The organism is Flavobacterium macacae (assembly GCF_003865365.1).
Lineage (GTDB): Bacteria > Bacteroidota > Bacteroidia > Flavobacteriales > Flavobacteriaceae > Flavobacterium > Flavobacterium macacae.
This window is the reverse complement of the sequence record NZ_RQVR01000002.1, coordinates 141,678-160,487: the sequence shown is the minus strand read 5'-3', so window position 1 is coordinate 160,487 and position 18,810 is coordinate 141,678. Positions and strand designations below refer to the sequence as shown.

Sequence of the window (18,810 nt, the reverse complement as noted above, 5' to 3'; positions counted from 1 at the left end):
TTTTAATTTTACTGTTTTTGCAAACTGAAATCTAAAATCTGAAATCTAAAATCTCAAATTATATGACTTTCGCTTCGTTGTGCAATAGGCTGATCAACTCGTCTAAATTATCAGGGCTGATTAATTTTACCGCCGATTTTGGAGCTGGTTTTTCGAATTTCACCGCTTTTGTGTTTACAGAAGCGTCAACGGGCTCAAGAATTGTCAAAGCTTTCGTTCTTGCAGTCATGATTCCTCTCATATTTGGGATACGAAGGTCTTTTTCTTCAACCAAACCTTTTTGTCCGCCAATAATTAATGGCAAAGAGGTTGAAACAGTTTCTTTTCCGCCGTCGATTTCACGGGAAGCAGTTACTGAAGTTCCGTCCACTTTTACATCGGTACAAGAATTTAAAAAGTTCATTCCGGTAATTCCTGCGATCATTCCAGGAACCATTCCTCCGTTATAATCCAAAGATTCTTTTCCTGCAATTACAAGATCATAACCTCCGTTTTTGATTACTTCTGCCAATTGCTTCGCTACGAAGAAACCGTCAGTTGGATTTGCGTTGACACGAATGGCTTCGTTTGCGCCAATTGCCAAAGCTTTTCTTAAAGTAGCTTCGGTTTCTGGACCACCAACATTTACGACAGTAACATTAGCGCCTTGTTGTTCTTGGAACCAAATTGCTCTTGTTAAGCCAAATTCATCATTAGGATTTATTACGAAAGAAACTCCGTTTGTGTCAAATTCTGAATCACCGTTCGAGAAATTGATTTTTGAAGTAGTATCAGGGACGTGACTGATGCAAACTAATATTTTCATTTTATATAAAATTATAGTGTTGATATTTTAGGCTTCGAAAGTATGAATTAAAATTCAAAAAAAAAACTATGCACGCATAATAATTAGACAGATTTTGTGCAACTATTTCGTTTTCGTAAAAGATCTCTTCGTTTTTTTTAGCAATATGTTACAAAACTCTACTAACTGTCAAACCATCGCGAATCGGCAATAAAACCGTTTCAACTCTCGAATCTTCTTTTAGTTTTTTGTTGTATTCTAATAAAACATTGGTGCTCAAATCTTTCGGGTTTGGTTCCTCTAAAACCTTGCCGCTCCACAAAACATTATCAGATAAAATAATGCCGCCTTTGTTCATTACGGGCAAAATCATTTCCCAATAATTTAAATAATTGTCTTTGTCAGCATCAATAAAAACCAAATCGTACTTTTTATTTAAGTTCGGAATTATTTCTAATGCATCGCCCAAATGTTGGGTAATTTGATCTTTCCAATCAGATAAATCAAAATATTTTTTTTGAATATCTTCTAATTCTTCATTAATATCTATGGTGTCAATCGAACCATTGTCTTGCATTCCTTCGGCCAGGCACAAAGTGGCATAACCCGTATAAGTGCCTATTTCAAGAATATTTAACGGTCTAATTAATTTAGAAAGCATACTCAAAACCCGTCCTTGAAAATGACCACTCAACATTCGCGGCTGCATAATTTTCTGGAAAGTTTCTCTGTGCAAAGCGGCTAAAAGCGCCGGTTCGTCTTCAGAATGTCTTTCTACATATAATTCTAATTCAGGAGAGATAAAGTGCATTGTATTTGATTTTTAGCAAAATTATAAAATATTAGGTAGTTATCACTTCTATATTTAACTTTGCACCATGCAAATCGAGAAAAAAGACATCAGGGCATTATCAAAAGACCAATTGCGCGACTTTTTTGTTTCTAACGGAGACAAAGCCTTTCGTGGCAACCAAGTCTATGAATGGCTTTGGAGTAAAGGGGCGCATAATTTTGACGACATGACTAATGTGGCCAAGCCAACGCGCCAAATGTTAGAGGATAATTTTGTGATCAATCATATTAAGGTGGATACCATGCAGCGGAGCGAAGACGGAACCGTTAAAAACGCTGTTCGCCTTCACGATGGTTTGGTTGTGGAATCGGTTTTAATTCCTACGGATACGCGAACAACAGCGTGCGTTTCAAGCCAGGTGGGTTGCAGTTTAGATTGTAATTTCTGCGCAACCGCAAGATTAAAAAGAATGCGAAACCTTGGTCCTGATGAAATTTATGACCAAGTAGTGGCTATCGACAAAGAAAGCCGTCTGTATTACAATCATCCGCTTTCTAACATCGTTTTTATGGGGATGGGCGAGCCGTTGATGAATTACAATAACGTTTTGAAAGCCATCGAAATGATAACTTCCACCGAAGGTTTGGGAATGTCGCCGAAGCGAATCATGGTTTCCACATCTGGAGTTCCCAAGATGATTAAAAAATTAGCGGACGACGAAGTGAAATTCAAGTTGGCTGTTTCACTGCATTCAGCAATTGATGAAATTCGCTCTAGAATTATGCCTTTCAGCAAAAATTTTCCGTTGGCGGATTTGCGTGAAGCATTAGAATATTGGTACCGAAAAACCAAAAGCAAGGTGTCGTATGAATATGTGGTTTGGAAAGGAATCAATGATAACAAGGCTTCCATTGATGCGTTGGTGAAATTCTGCAAATATGTTCCGTGCAAGGTAAATTTGATTGAATACAATCCGATTGATGACGGAGAATTTCAGCAAGCTTCTGAAGAATCTATTAATGCCTACATAAAAGCATTAGAAGCTTCAGGAATTGTGGTAAAAGTACGTCGAAGCCGAGGAAAAGACATCGATGCCGCTTGCGGACAATTGGCAAATAAAGAAGCGTAATATTTATTATAAAATAGTCTAAACTCCTACAGAATTCAAAACTCTGTCGGAGTTTTTTATTATAAATAATCTTTAAATACTTCAATCTTTAAATATTTCAATTTTCAATCAGAAGCCGTATATTTGCATCCAATGAAAATCACCGAGCAAATAAAACAGCCCATTTTAGCCGAAATGGAACTTTTTGAACAAAAGTTTCACGATTCTATGACTTCAAAAGTGGCTTTGCTCAACAGGATCACTTATTTTATCGTCAACAGAAAGGGAAAACAAATGCGGCCGATGTTTGTTTTTCTTAGCGCAAAAATGGTTTCTGGCGGCGAAGTGAACGAACGGACCTATCGAGGCGCGGCGGTTATTGAATTGATTCACACGGCAACGTTGGTTCACGACGATGTGGTGGATGACAGCAATCGCAGAAGAGGTTTTTTCTCGGTCAATGCTTTGTGGAAAAATAAAATTGCGGTGCTTGTTGGTGATTATTTATTGTCAAAAGGATTGCTTCTTTCCATTGACAATGGCGATTTTGATCTGCTCAAAATTATCTCTGTTGCCGTTCGTGAAATGAGCGAAGGAGAATTGCTTCAAATTGAAAAAGCACGGCGTTTAGATATTACCGAAGATGTTTATTATGAAATCATCCGTCAAAAAACGGCTACCTTAATTGCGGCTTGTTGTTCGCTTGGGGCTTGTTCTGTCAATCCAGATAATATTGAAGTGGTTGAAAAAATGCGCAAATTCGGAGAATTGATCGGCATGGCGTTTCAAATAAAAGACGACCTTTTTGATTATACCGATGATGCTATTGGAAAACCAACCGGAATTGATATTAAAGAACAAAAAATGACCCTTCCGTTGATTTATGTCTTAAATCACTGTACTACAAAAGAAAAAGAGTGGGTGATCAACTCCATCAAAAACCACAACAAAGACAAAAAACGCGTCAAAGAAGTAATCGCGTTCGTAAAAAACAATAACGGACTTTCTTACGCAGAAGAAAAAATGGTACAGTTTCAGCAAGAAGCATTGCTGTTGATTCAAGATTTTCCAAATTCTCCTTATAAACAAGCACTTACCTTGATGGTAAATTATGTTATAGAAAGAAAAAAATAACAGTAATCCGCTGATTAGCTATTCGCTAATTTTTTTAATTAAAAATAGCATCTAATTTTTCTCCTCCATGCAACCATTTTCAATCGACAATCGTCTATGCTAATAGAACACGGATTGAAACGTTCAATTGAATCATAAAATCAATCTGAAATCAAATTTATTGTGAAAGTAATCGCATTACATCAAGAAGAAAGGGAGATAATCAGCGAGGCTGTCGAAAACAATCGACACGCTCAGCAAAAGATTTATTCTTCCTATTCTCCAAAAATGTTGAGCGTTTGCAGGCAATACATAAAAGATCTGCATGAAGCAGAAGATATTATGATTACTGCTTTCATGAAAGTTTTTTCCAACCTTAAGAATTTTGAACACAAAGGGAGTTTCGAAGGTTGGATCAGAAGAATAATGGTCAACGAATGTATTTCTTTTATCAGAGTTCAAAAAAAAGTAAAGTACATTGAGGACGAAAATTTTTTTGAAGAAACGCATAACAATACAGACAGTCAGTTTAATGTAGCAGATATCCAGTTTTTAATTGACAGTTTGCCAGACGGCTACAAGATGGTTTTTAACCTTTATGCTATTGAAGGATTCAAGCACAACGAAATTGCAAAGATGCTCGGAATTAATGAAGGAACATCAAAATCGCAATTGTCACACGCTCGAAAAATGTTGCAGGGACAGATTAACAAGTTAAAAAATTTTCAAAATGGAACCGAATAAATTAGAAAATAGCTTTAGAGAACAGCTGAACAAAAGAGAAATTCAGCCTTCTGAAATGGCATGGGACAGATTAGATGCGATGCTTTCGGTAACCGAAAACAAGAAGCCTAAAAAAAGAACTTGGATGTATGTTGCCGCCAGTTTTTTAGGATTCATTCTGATTGGTTCGTTATTTTTCAGACAGTCAGAAACCGAAGTAAAAACCAAAGACGCAGTTGTCATTCAAGAAAATAAATCACCAGCCCAATCCGAAGAAAGTACAATCCCAAATCAAGTTCAAGAAGTTTCATCATCAACAATCAGCGCAGTTCAATCAAATCAAAATGCCGTCACAGCCAACCAAAAAAGATCTAAAAAAGTAATTGCAAAAACAAAAATGGAGAAATTAAATCCGGAAAAAATCAATCCAGTTTTTGTTGAAGAAGCAATTGCGCAAGAAGAAAAAGTAAAGCCAAACCGTTACATCGAATCAGAAAGCCTTTTGGCAGAAGCCGAAACAAAATTGCAGTCAGAATCAATCAAATCAGCTGTTGCAAAAGCAGGAATGAAAGTAAATTCTAAAAAACTTCTTTCTTCAGTTGAAGGCGAATTAGACGACACTTTTAGAGAAAAAGTAGTACGTTCGATTGGTAAAAACTATGAAACAGTAAAGTCTTCATTGGCAACCAGAAATCAAGAATAAATCATCAAAAAATTTAAAATCAACATTATGCAGAAAATTATTTTTTACGCAGTGGCAACGCTATGCCTTTTCGCAAGCAAAACTTTTGCACAAGAAACCTTCGAGCAAAGAGCAAGAGTAATTGCTGAAAAAATAGAAACGATTACAAAAGAAGAAAAAGACGCTTTAAAAGCTGAGGTTGAAGATATCAACAAACAATTGGATAACGACCAAATTACGCAAGAACAAGCCGATGCCAAAAAAGAAGCCTTTGCGACAATCAGAGCCAATAATATTGAAACAAAAGTGTCACTCGAAGAGGCAAAATTGACCCAGCTTGTCAAAGAAAAAGTAGAAGGAAAAGTAGCTTCTGACTCTGTAGAAGGAAAACAATTTGGTATTTTTTGGAAATCTAACGGAAAAAATTCTGAAGCTTACAAGAAAAAGCAAGATTCATTATATGAAATCCGTTCAGACCGCAGAACGACATCGCAATTAGTCTTTGCCTCCGGATTTAATAATACGATTAATGAGGGAGATTTAGGAACCCTGAATGATTCTGATTTTAAATTTTACGACTCCCAATTTTATGAATGGGGAATCACTTTCAATACCAGATTGGCCAAAAATCGCAACCTGCTTCACGCAAAATACGGACTTTCATTGATGTACAATAACCTTCGCGCCACAGACAATAGAAGTTTTGTGGTCAACGGAAACCAAACCGAATTGGATGAAAATTCCATACATTTAAAAGAATCTCGCTTCAGAAATGTCTATTTGGTTTTGCCTTTGCATCTTGAATTTGACTTCTCTAAAAAGAAAATTGACGGTGATAAAGTCTATTTTCGAAGCCACGAAAGCTTCCGTTTTGGAATCGGTGGTTATGCCGGAGCACACTTAAAATCTAAACAAATTTTGCGTTATGAAATCGATGACCGAAACGTGAAAGAACGCACCAAAGGCGATTTTAACGCCAACAATTTTATCTACGGTCTGAGCGCTTACATCGGTTACAAGCAAGTAAGTTTGTACGCCAAATATGACTTGAGCCCGCTGTTTAAAGACAATGCGATGGAACAAAACAACGTTTCATTAGGTCTTAGATTTGATTTTAATTAAAATTTAGAGTTCGTTACGTTAGTTAAAATGCCTTCCAATAAAAATTTGGAGGGCATTTTTAATTAGGACCAAAACGTCAGTAATTTCAGTAATTCATTTTCCTGTTGTCTGCAGTAGCTTTTCCCCAAAACCCTGAGGGAAAAGGCTGCTGCCACCCATCGGGGGTAGTGGAGAAAATTTAGGCATTTTTGCTGTCTTTTGAATAATAACGTGAAAAGGCAAAGGGCCAAAAACTAAAGAAAAAAGACCATTTCAATTCTTTCCTTCTTTGTATCTTTGACCTCCAGTAAAAAAAATAAATCCAAATAAATTGATATCAAAGAATACCATAGACAAAGTTTTCGAAACCGCCCGGGTAGAGGAGGTTATCGGCGATTTCGTTCAGTTAAAAAGAGCCGGAAGTAACTTCAAAGGATTAAGTCCGTTTTCTGACGAACGCTCGCCATCGTTTATGGTTTCTCCAGTAAAGCAAATTTGGAAAGATTTTAGCTCCGGAAAAGGCGGAAACTCCATCGCATTTTTGATGGAACACGAGCATTTCACTTATCCAGAAGCCATTCGGTATTTAGCCCGGAAATACAACATTGAAATCGAAGAAACCGAATTGAGCGACGAGCACAAAGCCGAAGCCAATGAAAGAGAAAGTATGTACTTGGTTTCAGAATTTGCCAAAAAATATTTCCACAACACCTTATTAAACGACGACGAAGGAAAAGCGATCGGACTTTCTTATTTTAAAGAAAGAGGTTTCACTGGCGATACTATCAAAAAATTTGAACTAGGCTATTCGCCAGAATCTTGGGATGCTTTCACAAAAGAAGCGCTCGGAAAAGGCTATAAATTAGAGTATCTTGACAAAACCGGACTGACCATTGTCAAAGAAGACAAGCAGTTTGACCGGTTCAAAGGACGCGTGATGTTTCCGATACAAAGTATGTCAGGAAGAACATTGGGTTTTGGAGGAAGAATCTTGACCAACGATAAAAAAGCGGCCAAATATTTAAATTCGCCAGAAAGTGACATTTACCATAAAAGCAAAGTCCTGTACGGAATTTTCCAGGCCAAGCAATCCATCGCCAAATTAGACAATTGTTATTTGGTGGAAGGTTATACTGACGTAATTCAGTTCAGCCAAGCCGGAATTGAAAACGTGGTCGCGTCATCTGGAACCGCTTTAACGCCAGACCAAATTCGTTTGGTAAATCGTCTGACCAAAAATATCACGGTTCTTTTTGACGGAGATGCGGCTGGTTTGCGTGCTTCCATACGTGGAATCGATTTGATTTTGGAGGAAGGAATGAACGTGAAAGTATGCACATTTCCTGATGGGGATGATCCAGATAGTTTTGCCAAAAAGAATTCCCACGATGATTTGCTTCGTTATTTAGAAACAAATGCCAAAGATTTTATCCAGTTTAAAGCGTCGCTTTTGATGGACGAAGCCAAGAATGATCCGGTTAAAAAAGCAGGATTGATTCGGGATATGGTTACGAGTATTTCAAAAATTCCGGATAGGATCCAGCGGGAAGTATATCTTCAGGAAACGGCCCGGATTATGGATATTTCTGAGCAGGTTTTGGTCAATACGTTGGCGCAGTTGGTGCAGAAAGATGTGGTGGAAACTGGAAAGAAACAAAAGCAGGAGCAAAAAGCGTTTGATGTTGTCAAAAATGAAAATCCAGAGCAGGCACGAAAAATTGATATCCTTTTTGAACTAGAGCGAAAAATTATTGAAATCCTTCTTTTGTATGGAAATAAGGAAGATGAATTTGAAGATGTGTTGCTGAAAACCAACGATGAAGGTGAAATCCAGGAAGTTTCTGAAAAAAAGCAATACAAAGTGCACCAAAGAATCTATTTGAGCCTTCAGGAAGATGAGGTGGAATTGGCAAATCCTTTATTTAGGGATATTTACAATGACTTGATAAATTTCTTTCATCAAAATGAAACCTTCAATACAGAACAATATCTTATGCATCTTGCGCCAGAATTAGCGCAAGAAGTCACAGATATTTTAATGCAGGAAGAAAGAGATCTCCTGCACAATTGGGAAGGCCAAAATATTATCGTAAAGCAAAAAGACCAAACTATAAGCCAATATGTTTCAGAAACAATATTGACCATGAGGTGGTTTTTAGTAGATAGAATTATTGAAGAGCTAAAAGGTGAACTTTCTCCCGATCCTGAAGTTGATAATTCCGAAACGTTGTCAATGGCAATGGATTATTACAAATTGATCAATTCGTTTTCATCAAAATTAGGAAGAGTGATGTCGCGTTACAGCATCTAAACGATTTCTAATGTCTTTGCTTTGTTTACTAAATCCACAAGATTGGTAACGTTCAATTTGGTAAGCAATCTTAATTTGTAAGTACTTACGGTTTTTTCGTTCAAATCAAGGATTTTAGCAATTTCTTTGTTCTTTTTACCATCGCTTAAATAACGAAGCACTTCGATTTCTCTAGTTGAAAGTTTTCTGTACAAACGCTCAGATTTGTTTCTTTTACCAATCAAGGCTAGATTTTTCTTTACTGTTTCGCTAAAAACAACAGAACCATTGTTTACTTTCGTCAAAGCAGAAGCGACAGTTTCTAATTTAGAAGTTTTGTGAATGTATGCAGCGACTCCAGCTTTTAATGCATTGGGGGCATACATTTGTTCAGAAAGATTCGTGTAAATAACCAATTTTGTAGCAGGATATTCTTTTACCATGCTTTTTACAAGGTTAATACTTGAAAGGCCTTCTAAGTCTAAATCTAGAATGACAATGTCAACTGCTTTTTTGCTCAAGATGTCTTCAAGAGCTTGAAAGTTTTCGGCGTGTCCAACTATGCTTACTTCTGAGCTTTCTTTGAAGTAAGATTTAATCCCGTAATGGACAATTGGGTGGTTATCAGCCAGGCAAACTTTAATCATAATTTCGGAATTTTAAATTTAAATAAATAAATTGTAAGTAAATTTAGTTAAAATTTTGATGCTAACTCAATTTATGTTACTATTTTTAGTGAAAGTGGTATTTCGCAAACTGGTATGGGATTCATCTTATGCTGATTTACGAAATTCAATCTCGTATAGATTTCAAAAACTTCTAATTCTCTGCCAGAGAACTCGCTTTTTTGTCTTCCAGCATCTGATTGGGCCATCGCCCATTCTAATTCATCATAACTAGCTCCAAGCTGCTCTTCATCGCTTCTGTTATCACCAAATAAGCCATCAGTTGGAGCAGCATTTAAAATGGCATTCGGAACGCCTAAATGGGCTGCTAATTGGAATACTTCAGATTTCATTAAATCCGCAATAGGACTTACATCAACGCCTCCGTCTCCATATTTAGTATAAAAACCTACGCCAAAGTCTTCTATCTTGTTTCCTGTTCCTGCAACAATCAAACCATTAATGCCTCCATGATAGTATAAGGTAGTCATTCGCAGGCGCGCTCTTGTGTTGGCAAGCGAAAGATTGTATTTTATTTCATTTTCTCCAGCAGGAACCAAGCTTTTAAACATTTCAAAAACAGAAGTCAAATTGGTTTCAATATTTGAAACAGTATCAAATCTCTTTTTCAATTGCTCAATATGCTCTCTTCCTCTTGAAACATGGCTTTCAGCCTGATGAATCGGCATTTCTACACATAAGGTAGGAAATCCTGTCAAGGCACATAATGTAGAAGTTACTGCAGAATCCACCCCGCCTGAAATACCAACAACAAAACCATTAACTTTTGCTTTTGTAGCATAATCTGTAAGCCAATTGACGATGTGATTTTTAACTTCTTCCGTTTTTAATGTGCTCTTTTTTTGCATTTCCATATTCTATTTAAGAAACTTGAATTGTATATTTGTATCTTAATTTTCTATTATAAAGTTAGAAAAAACTTTTCATAATATTAGGTTAAGATTTTAATAGAAAAATTCCAACAAATTTATATGAAGAAATTTACAATTTTGTTATTTTTCGTGACAATTTTCGTTGCGTGTGAAAAAAAAGATAAAGTGCAAGAAAAAATTGACCAAATACCGTTAAAATTAAAAGTAGAGCGGTTTGATAAATTATTTTATGAGACAAATCCCGAAGAACTTTCCGTACTAAAAGAAAAATATCCTTATTTTTTTCCTGAAGGAAATGACGATGTGGTTTGGACTGATAAAATGAAAGATCCGCTTTTAAAAGAATTGCATGCGGAAGTTCAAAAACAATTTGGAGATTTTTCAGCAGAAACTAACGATCTGGAAGAATTATTCAGAAGAATAAAATTTTATTTTCCGCAAACTAATGTGCTAAAAGTCATCACCTTGATTTCTGAAGTTGACACGCAGGCAAAAGTTATTTATGCGGATAGCTTGCTTTTGGTTTCGTTAGATACCTATTTAGGCAAAGACCATCGTTTTTATGTGGATTTTCCAAATTATCAAAAGATCAACTTTGAAAAGGCGCAATTGCTTCCTGATGTGGTTTCTGATTTTTCAATGCGTGTGATTCCGCCTCCAACTGACAGGACGCTTTTATCTCAAATGATTTATTTCGGGAAAGAATTATATCTCAAAGATTTGTTGCTTCCAAAGCTTTCTGACGATGTAAAAATTGCCTACACGCCAGAGCAAATTGAATGGTGTAAAGATAATGAAGGTTATGTCTGGAGGTATTTTGTGGATGAAAAGCTGCTGTATGATTCTGATTCAAAGTTGCCGGGAAGATTTATCAATCCAGCGCCGTTTTCAAAATTCGGACTTGAAATTGACAATGAATCGCCAGGAAGGATCGGCATGTGGGTGGGATGGCAGATTGTACGTGCCTATATGCAAAACAATGATGTATCTTTGCAGCAATTATTGCAAGCGGATGCAAAAGAAATTTTCGATAATAGTAAATACAAACCTAAGAAGTAATGTCAAAAAAAATAACTTCAGATATTAAAATCACTGTAGAGTTAGATGATAACCGCGTTCCAGAAAAATTATTTTGGTCGGCGCAAGACGGCGGTGTGGTTCAGGAAGAGTCAAAAGCAATGATGCTTTCTTTTTGGGACAGCAAAGTGCAGGAAACAATGAGAATCGATCTTTGGACAAAAGACATGCCGGTTGATGAGATGAAAAAATTCTTCCACCAAAGCTTAGTGGCGATGGCTGACACGTTTCAAAGAGCAACAGACGATGAAAAGATGGCAGACACCATGAAAGATTTCTGCGATTATTTTGCAGAAAAAATGGAATTGAAAAAAGAAGAATAAGTTCTTCGTAAACCTAAAAAATCCCGAATTCAATTTTGAATTCGGGATTTTTTTTAGTTACAGATTTTCAATATAAAGATTGGATGTAAATCCTGGAGTTCTGATCTGAAAATCTGCGGTAGAAAATTAAAAACTATTCAAGTCTTTAAAAACTTCTTGGTTGATTTCGTCAATGTAGTGCAAAACTGAATCTTTTCCGGTTCCTTCAGTTGATGAGGTTACAAAGTAAGGTGGCATTTCTTCCCAGTTGTTGGCAAGCATTTTTTTCTTGTAGGCAGCCACGTGCGAATCAATTTTGGTTTTGCTGATTTTGTCAGCTTTTGTAAAAATGATACAGAACGGAACTTCATATTCTCCTAAATAAGTAAGGAATTCCAAATCAATTGCTTGGGCTTCCAAACGGATGTCGATCAACACAAAAGCACAAACCATTTGTTCTCTTTTTTCAAAATAATCAGTGATGAATTTTTGAAAAACTTCCTTTGTTTTCTTTGAAACACGGGCATAGCCATAACCTGGCAAATCGACCAAAAACCAATTGTTATTGATTTTAAAGTGATTGATAAGCTGTGTTTTTCCGGGTCTTCCCGAAGTTTTTGCCAAACTCTTGTGATTGGTCAACATATTAATCAATGAGGATTTTCCAACATTTGACCTTCCAATAAAAGCATATTCTGGCAAGCGCTCAGTTGGGCATTTGCTGACTTCAGAATTGCTGATTATAAATTCGGCGGTATTAATTTTCATAACGGATATTCGATTTGTGCAAAGGTAATCAAAAAAAATAACCGCTGTTTTTATTAAAAACAGCGGTTGGAAATTTCGTTGTCAGACTATAAATTTGTCTTTTGAAGCCATTCGTGCATCAATTTGTTGAACTCGTCTGGATGTTCCATCATCGCAGCGTGGCCACATTTGTCAATCCAGTATAAAGAGGAATTGGGCAATAATTGGTCAAATTCTTCAGCAACTTCAGGCGGAGTAACCTTGTCATTTTTTCCCCAAATGATACAAGTCGGAACGTGCATTTTTGGTAAATCTTTCGCCATATTGTGTCGAATGGCACTTTTGGCAATCGTTAAAGTCTTGATCAATTTGATGCGGTCGTTTGCCATCGCATATACTTCGTCAACAATTTCTTTTGTAGCAATCTTTGGATCATAAAAAACGTCTTCTGCTTTTTTCTGAATGTAATCATAGTCGCCTCTTCTTGGATAGCTGTCGCCCATGGCGCTTTCATATAATCCTGAGCTTCCGGTGATTATCAGTCCAAGCATTTTTTCAGGATACATTTTTGTGTGGTACAAAGCGATGTGTCCTCCAAGTGAATTTCCTAATAAAATAACGCGGTCGTAACCTTTATAAGTGATGAAATCCTTAACGTATTTTGCAAATGCTTTTACGTTTGTTTTTAAGATATTTTGGGTATAAATCGGCAATTCTGGAATAACCACTTTATATCCGTGTTTTGGAAAATAATCTGCAACACCGCCAAAATTACTCAGTCCTCCCATTAATCCGTGGAGTATGATGATTGGCGTGCCTTCTCCGGCTTCAAAATATTTGTATTTTCCTTCTTTTATTAAATCTTCCATTGATAGTTTTAGGCATTTTAACCCTATTTAGGGAACAACAAATATATGATTTTCTCAATAAAAATAATTTTTTGCGCTGATAAATTACTTTTAAATTTTTAACAGATTTTACTTTTGCGTAAGTAATTTCATCTCAAAAAATAATTACTTCCTTGAATTTGGTTAAAAGTCTAACAGTCAATTGTTTCGAAACGACTCTCGTGTTTCTCATTTTCTGAATAATTTAATATACCTATCAAAATTCCTAAATCGCTTGCTGAATTTTTTATAAAACTTAAAATTCGTTAAAAGATTGATAATGAAACCTAATGTTAAGATAAAATGAAGATTATCTGGTTTTGTTCCAAAGTGGTAAAACTTATTAACAAAGTGGTAGATTGTGGTAAATTGTGGTAATTATTTTTCTACATTTGCTATAAATCATTAAAAAACGTAACTAATTGAATACCATCATTGGAACATATGAATGTAAGGTTGATGCTAAGGGGAGAGTGCTTTTGCCAGCGCCCCTGAAGAAGCAATTGACTGATTCATTGAACGATGGTTTTGTGTTGAAGCGTTCTGTTTTTCAGCCTTGTTTGGAGTTGTATCCAATGGCTGAATGGAATTTAATGATGCAGAAAATCAATAAGTTGAACCGATTTGTAAAGAAAAATAACGATTTCATCAGAAAATTTACGGCTGGTGTAAAAGTAGTGGAAATTGACAATTTGGGAAGGCTTTTGATTCCGAAAGATTTGGTGGCTTTCGGAAGCATTTCAAAAGATTTAGTGTTGTCTTCAGCAGTAAATATCGTGGAAATCTGGGATAAAGATTTATATGAAAAATCAATTTCTGGCGATGATATCGATTTTGCAGATTTGGCTGAAGATGTAATGGGAAATATAAATGACGACGACAATGGAATATCATAATCCGGTATTATTAATGGAAACTGTGGATGGTTTGGATATCAAGCCAGACGGAGTTTATGTGGATGTGACGTTCGGCGGTGGCGGTCATTCAAAAGAAATTTTAAAAAGATTGGGTCCAGACGGAAGATTGTTTGGTTTTGATCAAGACGAAGACGCTTTGGCAAACGCTTTAGATGACGAAAGATTTACATTGATCAATGAAAATTTCAGATTCATCAAAAGGTTTTTGAGGTTCCACGGTGTGAAAGCTGTTGACGGAATTTTGGCGGATTTAGGTGTTTCTTCGCACCAGTTTGATGTGGCTGAAAGAGGTTTTTCAACTCGTTTCGATGCAGAATTGGATATGAGAATGAGCCAAAAAAATGACTTGAGCGCTTATAAAGTGGTTAATGAATATGACGAAGCCAATTTGCGCCGTGTGTTTTATGACTATGGCGAATTGAAAAATGCTCCGGCAATTGCAAGAGTGATTTTAGAAGCGAGAGAAATTGAAGAAATCAAAAATACAGAACAGTTAAAAACGGTTTTAAGTCGATTTCTTCCGGCGCACAAAAGCCACAAGATCTTGGCTCAAATGTATCAGGCAGTTCGAATTGAAGTGAATCAGGAAATGGATGTCTTGAAAGAATTTTTAGAGCAGTCTTTAGAAATTTTGAAGCCAGGCGGAAGATTGAGCGTGATTTCTTATCATTCCTTAGAAGATCGTTTGGTAAAAAGATACATTAAAAACGGAATGTTCGAAGGTGAACCAGAACGTGATTTCTTTGGAAATTTTTCGGTTCCATTTAAAACTATCGGAAAATTGATCGTTCCCAATGATGCTGAAATCAGAATCAACAACAGGGCAAGAAGCGCGAAATTAAGAATCGCAGAAAAAATATAGTGTTCCGATGGCAGATTTTAGTCGGCAGACTTCTGAAATCACAAATCACAAAACATAAATCTGAAAAATGAAAGGTGGAATTTATAGCATATTAAAAGCAAAGTTTCTGATCAATGATGACGCCGCAAAAAACTGGCAGTTCATCATTTTCTTGATCGTTTTGGCTTTGATTATGATTGCAAATTCACACAATTATGAGCAGAAAACATACCAAATTACCGAGTTAGACAAAGAGGTAAAAGAACTTCGTTCAGAATTTGTTGACAGACGCTCAGAATTAATGAAATTAAAAATGGAATCGACGATCTCGGCAAAAATGGAAGAAAAAATGATTTTTCCATCGTCAGTTCCTCCAAAGAAAATCAAGGTTTTAAAAGAAAAAGAAAAAGGCTTTTTTGAAAAATTATGGCAGTAGAAGAAAAAAATATCTCGTACCGCATTTACCTGGTCGCTTTCGTGGTCCTGGTAATGGCTGTCGGTATTTTAGTAAAACTGACCAATATTCAATGGGTTGAAGGGGATTATTACAGAAAATTGGCGCAAGATAAAACCGTAAAAAACTTTGTAATTCCGGCAAATAAAGGAAATGTGTATTCAGCTGACGGAAGTTTATTGGCTACGTCAATCCCAAATTACACGATTCGTTTTGATGCAATGGCTCCCAAAAAAGAAGATTTTGATAAGAATTTAAAAGCGTTGTCTGATTCACTTTCGCTTCTTTTAGAAAAACCAAGTTCTCATTATTTTAATGAATTGAGAAAAGCCAGAACTAACAAAAACCGATATCTGTTGCTGGCGAGAGGCTTGAGCTACACAGAATACATGCGAATGAAAACCTTTCCGTTATTCAAATTAGGAACCAATAAAGGGGGCATGATTTCAGAGCAAAAAACGATTCGGGAGCATCCAATTGGGAAAATTGCAGAAAGAACCATTGGTTATGAAAGGTTTGATGAAAAGGGAAATCCGACAAGAATTGGAATTGAAGGAGCTTTCGAAAAATATTTGAATGGAAAAGATGGTAAGGTTCTAAAGCAAAAAATTGCAAAAGGACAATGGAAACCAATCAGTGATAACAATCAAGTCGAGCCTCAAGACGGTTACGATGTAATCTCGACAATTGATGTTTACATTCAAGATATTGCACATCACGCATTGTTGAAACAATTGGAATATTACGAAGCAGAACACGGTTGTGTGGTGGTAATGGAGACAAAAACGGGTGAAGTAAAAGCGATTTCAAACCTTGGAATTGGTGCTGACGGCAATTATTATGAGACGATAAATTATGCGGTGGCAGAATCTCACGAGCCGGGTTCTACATTTAAATTGATTGATTTGATTGCTTTGATTGATGATAAAAAAGTAGATACGAGCAAGGTTTATGATACCAAAGGGGGCGATGTGGTGTATTTTAATCGACACGTAAGGGATTCAAAAAAAGGCGGTTACGGAAAAGTGTCTTTGGCAAGAGGTTTTGAATTGTCTTCAAACACGGTAATGGCCCAGGCGGTTTATGAAAGTTACAAAGACAATCCAAAGCAATTTGTGGATAGAATCAATGGAATGGGATTGAACAAGCCGTTGGGTTTGCCATTTGTAGGTGAAGGAAAACCAATAATTCCACAGCCCGGAGCTAAAAATTGGTACGGAACCACGTTGCCTTGGATGGCATATGGGTATGGAGTTTCCATAACGCCGTTGCAAATGCTTTCTGTTTATAATGCGATTGCAAATGATGGCGAAATGGTAAAACCGATTTTCGTAAAAGAAATTAAAGAGTGGAACAAAACGATTAAAAAATTCGATAAAGAAATCATCAATCCAAAAATTTGTTCGGATGAAACAGTAAAACAAATCAGAAAGATTCTTGAAAATACAGTAAAAAAAGGAACAGCCTCTAAATTGTATTCAAAAGATTTTTCAATGGCAGGTAAAACAGGAACCGCGCAAGTAGATTATGGCAAAGGAAAACACACCGATGCGATGTATTATGCGTCTTCTTTTGCAGGCTATTTTCCGGCAGACAACCCAAAATATTCTTGCATCGTGATTATTCACAAGCCAAGCAAGAGCAAAGGTTTTTATGGAGGAGATGTTTCTGGACCGGTTTTCAAAAGAATTGCCCAGAAGATTTTTACCGACGTTCCTTCCACGAATGAAATTAAAAACTTGAACAGAAAGACAAAAATTCAAGAAGAAAATTTCAGCAAATATTCCAACCTAGTCGAAGCAAATAAAGTTCCAGATGTTCACGGAATGGCAGGAATGGATGCTGTTGCGCTTTTCGAAAATTTAAAAATGAAAGTGAAAGTAGTCGGTATTGGAAAAGTAAAAAAACAATCGATCCAAGCCGGACAGCCAATTATTAAAAACAATACCATAACATTAGAATTATCGTGAGTATTCTAAAAGACATATTATATAAAGTGGCGATTGAAGCGGTAAAAGGTTCAACGGAAATCGCTGTAAACAACATTGACTTCGATTCCAGAAAAATTGAAGAAAACGATGTGTTTATTGCTATTCGCGGAACCGTTGCTGACGGTCACGAATTTATTGAAACAGCCATTGACAAAGGCGCCACGGCAATTATCTGCGACACGTTTCCAGAAAATATTGTAGCAGGAATTACCTATGTTCAAGTAAAAGACACGAACAGAGCTTTGGCTTTTATGGCTTCGAATTTCTTCGGAAATCCGTCGTCAAACTTGAAATTGGTTGGAATTACAGGAACAAATGGCAAAACGACAATTGCTTCTTTATTGTACCAATTGTTCAAAAAAGCGGGTTATAAAGTGGGATTGCTTTCTACGGTAAAAAATGTTGTTGATGATGTAGAATACAAGTCATTGCTGACCACTTCAGACTCTATTACCATCAACAGATTCTTGAAAGAGATGAATGACGTGGGCGTGGAATATTGCTTTATGGAAGTAAGTTCTCACGGAATCGCACAAAAAAGAACTGAAGGCTTGCAATTTGAAGGAGGCGTTTTTACCAATCTTTCGCACGACCATTTAGATTATCACAACACATTTGCGGAATACCGCGATGTGAAGAAACTATTTTTTGACCAATTGCCAAAATCGGCTTTCGCATTAGTGAATTCTGATGACAAAAATGGTCCGGTAATGTTGCAGAATTCGGGTGCTAAAAAATTGACGTATGCTTTGAAATCGTATGCTGATTATAGAGCTCAAATTTTAGAAAACCAATTGTCTGGATTGCTTTTGAAAATAAATGAACAAGAAGTTTGGGTTCGTTTAATCGGAACTTTTAATGCTTATAATTTGCTTGCGATTTACGGAACTGCCATTGAATTAGGTTTGGATAATTTAGAAGTTTTGCGATTGCTTTCTGAATTAGAAAGTGTTTCCGGAAGATTTCAATTTATTGTTTCAAAAGACAATATCACGGCAGTTGTGGATTATGCACACACGCCAGACGCTTTGGAAAATGTATTGAAAACCATTGAAGACATCCGCACTAAAAACGAACAATTGATTACGGTTGTGGGTTGCGGTGGAGATAGAGATAAAACAAAACGTCCAATAATGGCGAACATTGCGTCAACATTTAGCGACAAGGCAATTTTGACTTCTGACAATCCAAGAACCGAAAATCCAGAAGCGATTCTTGACGATATGGAAAAAGGAGTGGAGCCTCAAAATTATAAAAAAATGCTGGCCATTTTAGACAGAAAACAAGCAATCAAAACGGCTTGCCAATTGGCACAGCCCAACGATATTATCTTGATTGCAGGAAAAGGGCACGAAACCTATCAAGAAATCAACGGCGTCCGCCACGATTTTGACGATATGAAAATTGTAAAAGAACTTTTAGAACAACTGAATAAATAGAGA

19 protein-coding genes are annotated in these 18,810 nt (G+C 36.4%); 13 read left to right on the top strand and 6 right to left on the bottom strand.

Annotated features, from left to right (window positions below):
* Positions 1–58 precede the first annotated feature (58 nt).
* Together EG849_RS02490 and EG849_RS02485 are read right to left on the bottom strand one after the other, a co-directional pair.
* Positions 59–805 (bottom strand): electron transfer flavoprotein subunit beta/FixA family protein, encoded by a 747-nt coding sequence (locus tag EG849_RS02490; protein WP_125011506.1) that lies wholly within the window; start codon positions 803–805, stop codon positions 59–61.
* A gap of 148 nt (positions 806–953) precedes the next feature.
* Positions 954–1,595 carry an O-methyltransferase gene (locus tag EG849_RS02485; RefSeq protein WP_125011505.1) on the bottom strand — a complete coding sequence of 214 codons (642 nt, stop codon included), beginning with the start codon at positions 1,593–1,595 and terminating at the stop codon, positions 954–956.
* Between the two features lie 67 nt (positions 1,596–1,662).
* Here EG849_RS02485 and rlmN point away from each other — a divergent pair, with 67 nt between their 5' ends.
* The 6 genes from rlmN to dnaG all read left to right on the top strand — a co-directional run bounded on the left by rlmN (position 1,663) and on the right by dnaG (position 8,615).
* Positions 1,663–2,706, top strand: coding sequence for a 23S rRNA (adenine(2503)-C(2))-methyltransferase RlmN (gene rlmN / locus EG849_RS02480; protein ID WP_125011504.1), 1,044 nt, complete (start codon positions 1,663–1,665; stop codon positions 2,704–2,706).
* Between the two features lie 132 nt (positions 2,707–2,838).
* On the top strand, positions 2,839–3,819 hold the full coding sequence (locus EG849_RS02475; protein WP_125011503.1) for a polyprenyl synthetase family protein: 981 nt from the start codon (positions 2,839–2,841) through the stop codon (positions 3,817–3,819).
* Between the two features lie 162 nt (positions 3,820–3,981).
* Entirely contained in the window at positions 3,982–4,542 is a 561-nt protein-coding gene (locus tag EG849_RS02470; RefSeq protein ID WP_125011502.1) for an RNA polymerase sigma factor, read from the top strand.
* Positions 4,529–5,224 carry a hypothetical protein gene (locus EG849_RS02465; protein WP_125011501.1) on the top strand — a complete coding sequence of 232 codons (696 nt, stop codon included), beginning with the start codon at positions 4,529–4,531 and terminating at the stop codon, positions 5,222–5,224. Before EG849_RS02470 ends, EG849_RS02465 begins: the two co-directional genes overlap by 14 nt.
* Before the next feature lie 27 nt (positions 5,225–5,251).
* A complete protein-coding gene (locus EG849_RS02460; protein WP_125011500.1) occupies positions 5,252–6,325 on the top strand; it encodes a hypothetical protein in 1,074 nt (357 codons plus the stop codon).
* Positions 6,326–6,635: 310 nt separating this feature from the next.
* A complete protein-coding gene (dnaG, locus tag EG849_RS02455) occupies positions 6,636–8,615 on the top strand; it encodes a DNA primase (RefSeq protein WP_125011499.1) in 1,980 nt (659 codons plus the stop codon).
* On the opposite strand, the gene EG849_RS02450 is transcribed toward dnaG, so the two are convergent.
* Both EG849_RS02450 and nadE read right to left on the bottom strand, forming a co-directional pair.
* Positions 8,612–9,241, bottom strand: a complete 630-nt coding sequence (locus EG849_RS02450; RefSeq protein WP_125011498.1) for a LuxR C-terminal-related transcriptional regulator — start codon at positions 9,239–9,241, stop codon at positions 8,612–8,614. The genes dnaG and EG849_RS02450 overlap by 4 nt on opposite strands.
* A gap of 71 nt (positions 9,242–9,312) precedes the next feature.
* The gene (gene nadE / locus EG849_RS02445; protein ID WP_125011497.1) at positions 9,313–10,128 is read right to left on the bottom strand and encodes an NAD(+) synthase; all 816 of its coding nucleotides are present in this window, start codon (positions 10,126–10,128) and stop codon (positions 9,313–9,315) included.
* Positions 10,129–10,251: 123 nt separating this feature from the next.
* Here nadE and gldB point away from each other — a divergent pair, with 123 nt between their 5' ends.
* Together gldB and gldC are read left to right on the top strand one after the other, a co-directional pair.
* Positions 10,252–11,211: a gliding motility lipoprotein GldB gene (gldB, locus tag EG849_RS02440; RefSeq protein ID WP_125011496.1), complete on the top strand. Its 960-nt coding sequence runs from the start codon at positions 10,252–10,254 to the stop codon at positions 11,209–11,211.
* The gene (gene gldC, locus EG849_RS02435) at positions 11,211–11,552 is read left to right on the top strand and encodes a gliding motility protein GldC (RefSeq protein WP_199732246.1); all 342 of its coding nucleotides are present in this window, start codon (positions 11,211–11,213) and stop codon (positions 11,550–11,552) included. Before gldB ends, gldC begins: the two co-directional genes overlap by 1 nt.
* Positions 11,553–11,678: 126 nt before the next feature.
* On the opposite strand, the gene yihA is transcribed toward gldC, so the two are convergent.
* Positions 11,679–12,299 (bottom strand): ribosome biogenesis GTP-binding protein YihA/YsxC, encoded by a 621-nt coding sequence (yihA, locus tag EG849_RS02430; RefSeq protein WP_125011495.1) that lies wholly within the window; start codon positions 12,297–12,299, stop codon positions 11,679–11,681.
* Between the two features lie 86 nt (positions 12,300–12,385).
* A complete protein-coding gene (locus EG849_RS02425) occupies positions 12,386–13,147 on the bottom strand; it encodes an alpha/beta fold hydrolase (RefSeq protein WP_125011494.1) in 762 nt (253 codons plus the stop codon).
* A gap of 440 nt (positions 13,148–13,587) precedes the next feature.
* On the opposite strand from EG849_RS02425, the gene mraZ reads away from it, so the two are divergent.
* The 5 genes from mraZ to EG849_RS02400 all read left to right on the top strand — a co-directional run bounded on the left by mraZ (position 13,588) and on the right by EG849_RS02400 (position 18,807).
* A complete protein-coding gene (mraZ, locus tag EG849_RS02420) occupies positions 13,588–14,061 on the top strand; it encodes a division/cell wall cluster transcriptional repressor MraZ (RefSeq protein ID WP_125011493.1) in 474 nt (157 codons plus the stop codon).
* Positions 14,036–14,944, top strand: a complete 909-nt coding sequence (gene rsmH / locus EG849_RS02415) for a 16S rRNA (cytosine(1402)-N(4))-methyltransferase RsmH (protein ID WP_199732245.1) — start codon at positions 14,036–14,038, stop codon at positions 14,942–14,944. The genes mraZ and rsmH overlap by 26 nt, the downstream gene beginning before the upstream one ends.
* Before the next feature lie 67 nt (positions 14,945–15,011).
* Positions 15,012–15,359, top strand: a complete 348-nt coding sequence (locus EG849_RS02410) for an FtsL-like putative cell division protein (protein ID WP_125011491.1) — start codon at positions 15,012–15,014, stop codon at positions 15,357–15,359.
* Positions 15,350–17,347, top strand: a complete 1,998-nt coding sequence (locus tag EG849_RS02405; RefSeq protein WP_125011490.1) for a penicillin-binding protein — start codon at positions 15,350–15,352, stop codon at positions 17,345–17,347. Before EG849_RS02410 ends, EG849_RS02405 begins: the two co-directional genes overlap by 10 nt.
* A complete protein-coding gene (locus tag EG849_RS02400) occupies positions 17,344–18,807 on the top strand; it encodes a UDP-N-acetylmuramoyl-L-alanyl-D-glutamate--2,6-diaminopimelate ligase (protein ID WP_125011489.1) in 1,464 nt (487 codons plus the stop codon). The genes EG849_RS02405 and EG849_RS02400 overlap by 4 nt, the downstream gene beginning before the upstream one ends.
* Positions 18,808–18,810 lie beyond the last annotated feature (3 nt).

Coding starts and splice junctions, on each gene's coding strand:
- EG849_RS02490 (WP_125011506.1), bottom strand. CDS start 805: ATGAAAATATTAGTTTGCATCAGTCACGTCCCTGATACTACTTCAAAA.
- EG849_RS02485 (WP_125011505.1), bottom strand. CDS start 1,595: ATGCACTTTATCTCTCCTGAATTAGAATTATATGTAGAAAGACATTCT.
- rlmN (WP_125011504.1), top strand. CDS start 1,663: ATGCAAATCGAGAAAAAAGACATCAGGGCATTATCAAAAGACCAATTG.
- EG849_RS02475 (WP_125011503.1), top strand. CDS start 2,839: ATGAAAATCACCGAGCAAATAAAACAGCCCATTTTAGCCGAAATGGAA.
- EG849_RS02465 (WP_125011501.1), top strand. CDS start 4,529: ATGGAACCGAATAAATTAGAAAATAGCTTTAGAGAACAGCTGAACAAA.
- EG849_RS02460 (WP_125011500.1), top strand. CDS start 5,252: ATGCAGAAAATTATTTTTTACGCAGTGGCAACGCTATGCCTTTTCGCA.
- EG849_RS02450 (WP_125011498.1), bottom strand. CDS start 9,241: ATGATTAAAGTTTGCCTGGCTGATAACCACCCAATTGTCCATTACGGG.
- nadE (WP_125011497.1), bottom strand. CDS start 10,128: ATGCAAAAAAAGAGCACATTAAAAACGGAAGAAGTTAAAAATCACATC.
- gldB (WP_125011496.1), top strand. CDS start 10,252: ATGAAGAAATTTACAATTTTGTTATTTTTCGTGACAATTTTCGTTGCG.
- gldC (WP_199732246.1), top strand. CDS start 11,211: ATGTCAAAAAAAATAACTTCAGATATTAAAATCACTGTAGAGTTAGAT.
- yihA (WP_125011495.1), bottom strand. CDS start 12,299: ATGAAAATTAATACCGCCGAATTTATAATCAGCAATTCTGAAGTCAGC.
- EG849_RS02425 (WP_125011494.1), bottom strand. CDS start 13,147: ATGGAAGATTTAATAAAAGAAGGAAAATACAAATATTTTGAAGCCGGA.
- rsmH (WP_199732245.1), top strand. CDS start 14,036: ATGACGACGACAATGGAATATCATAATCCGGTATTATTAATGGAAACT.
- EG849_RS02410 (WP_125011491.1), top strand. CDS start 15,012: ATGAAAGGTGGAATTTATAGCATATTAAAAGCAAAGTTTCTGATCAAT.
- EG849_RS02405 (WP_125011490.1), top strand. CDS start 15,350: ATGGCAGTAGAAGAAAAAAATATCTCGTACCGCATTTACCTGGTCGCT.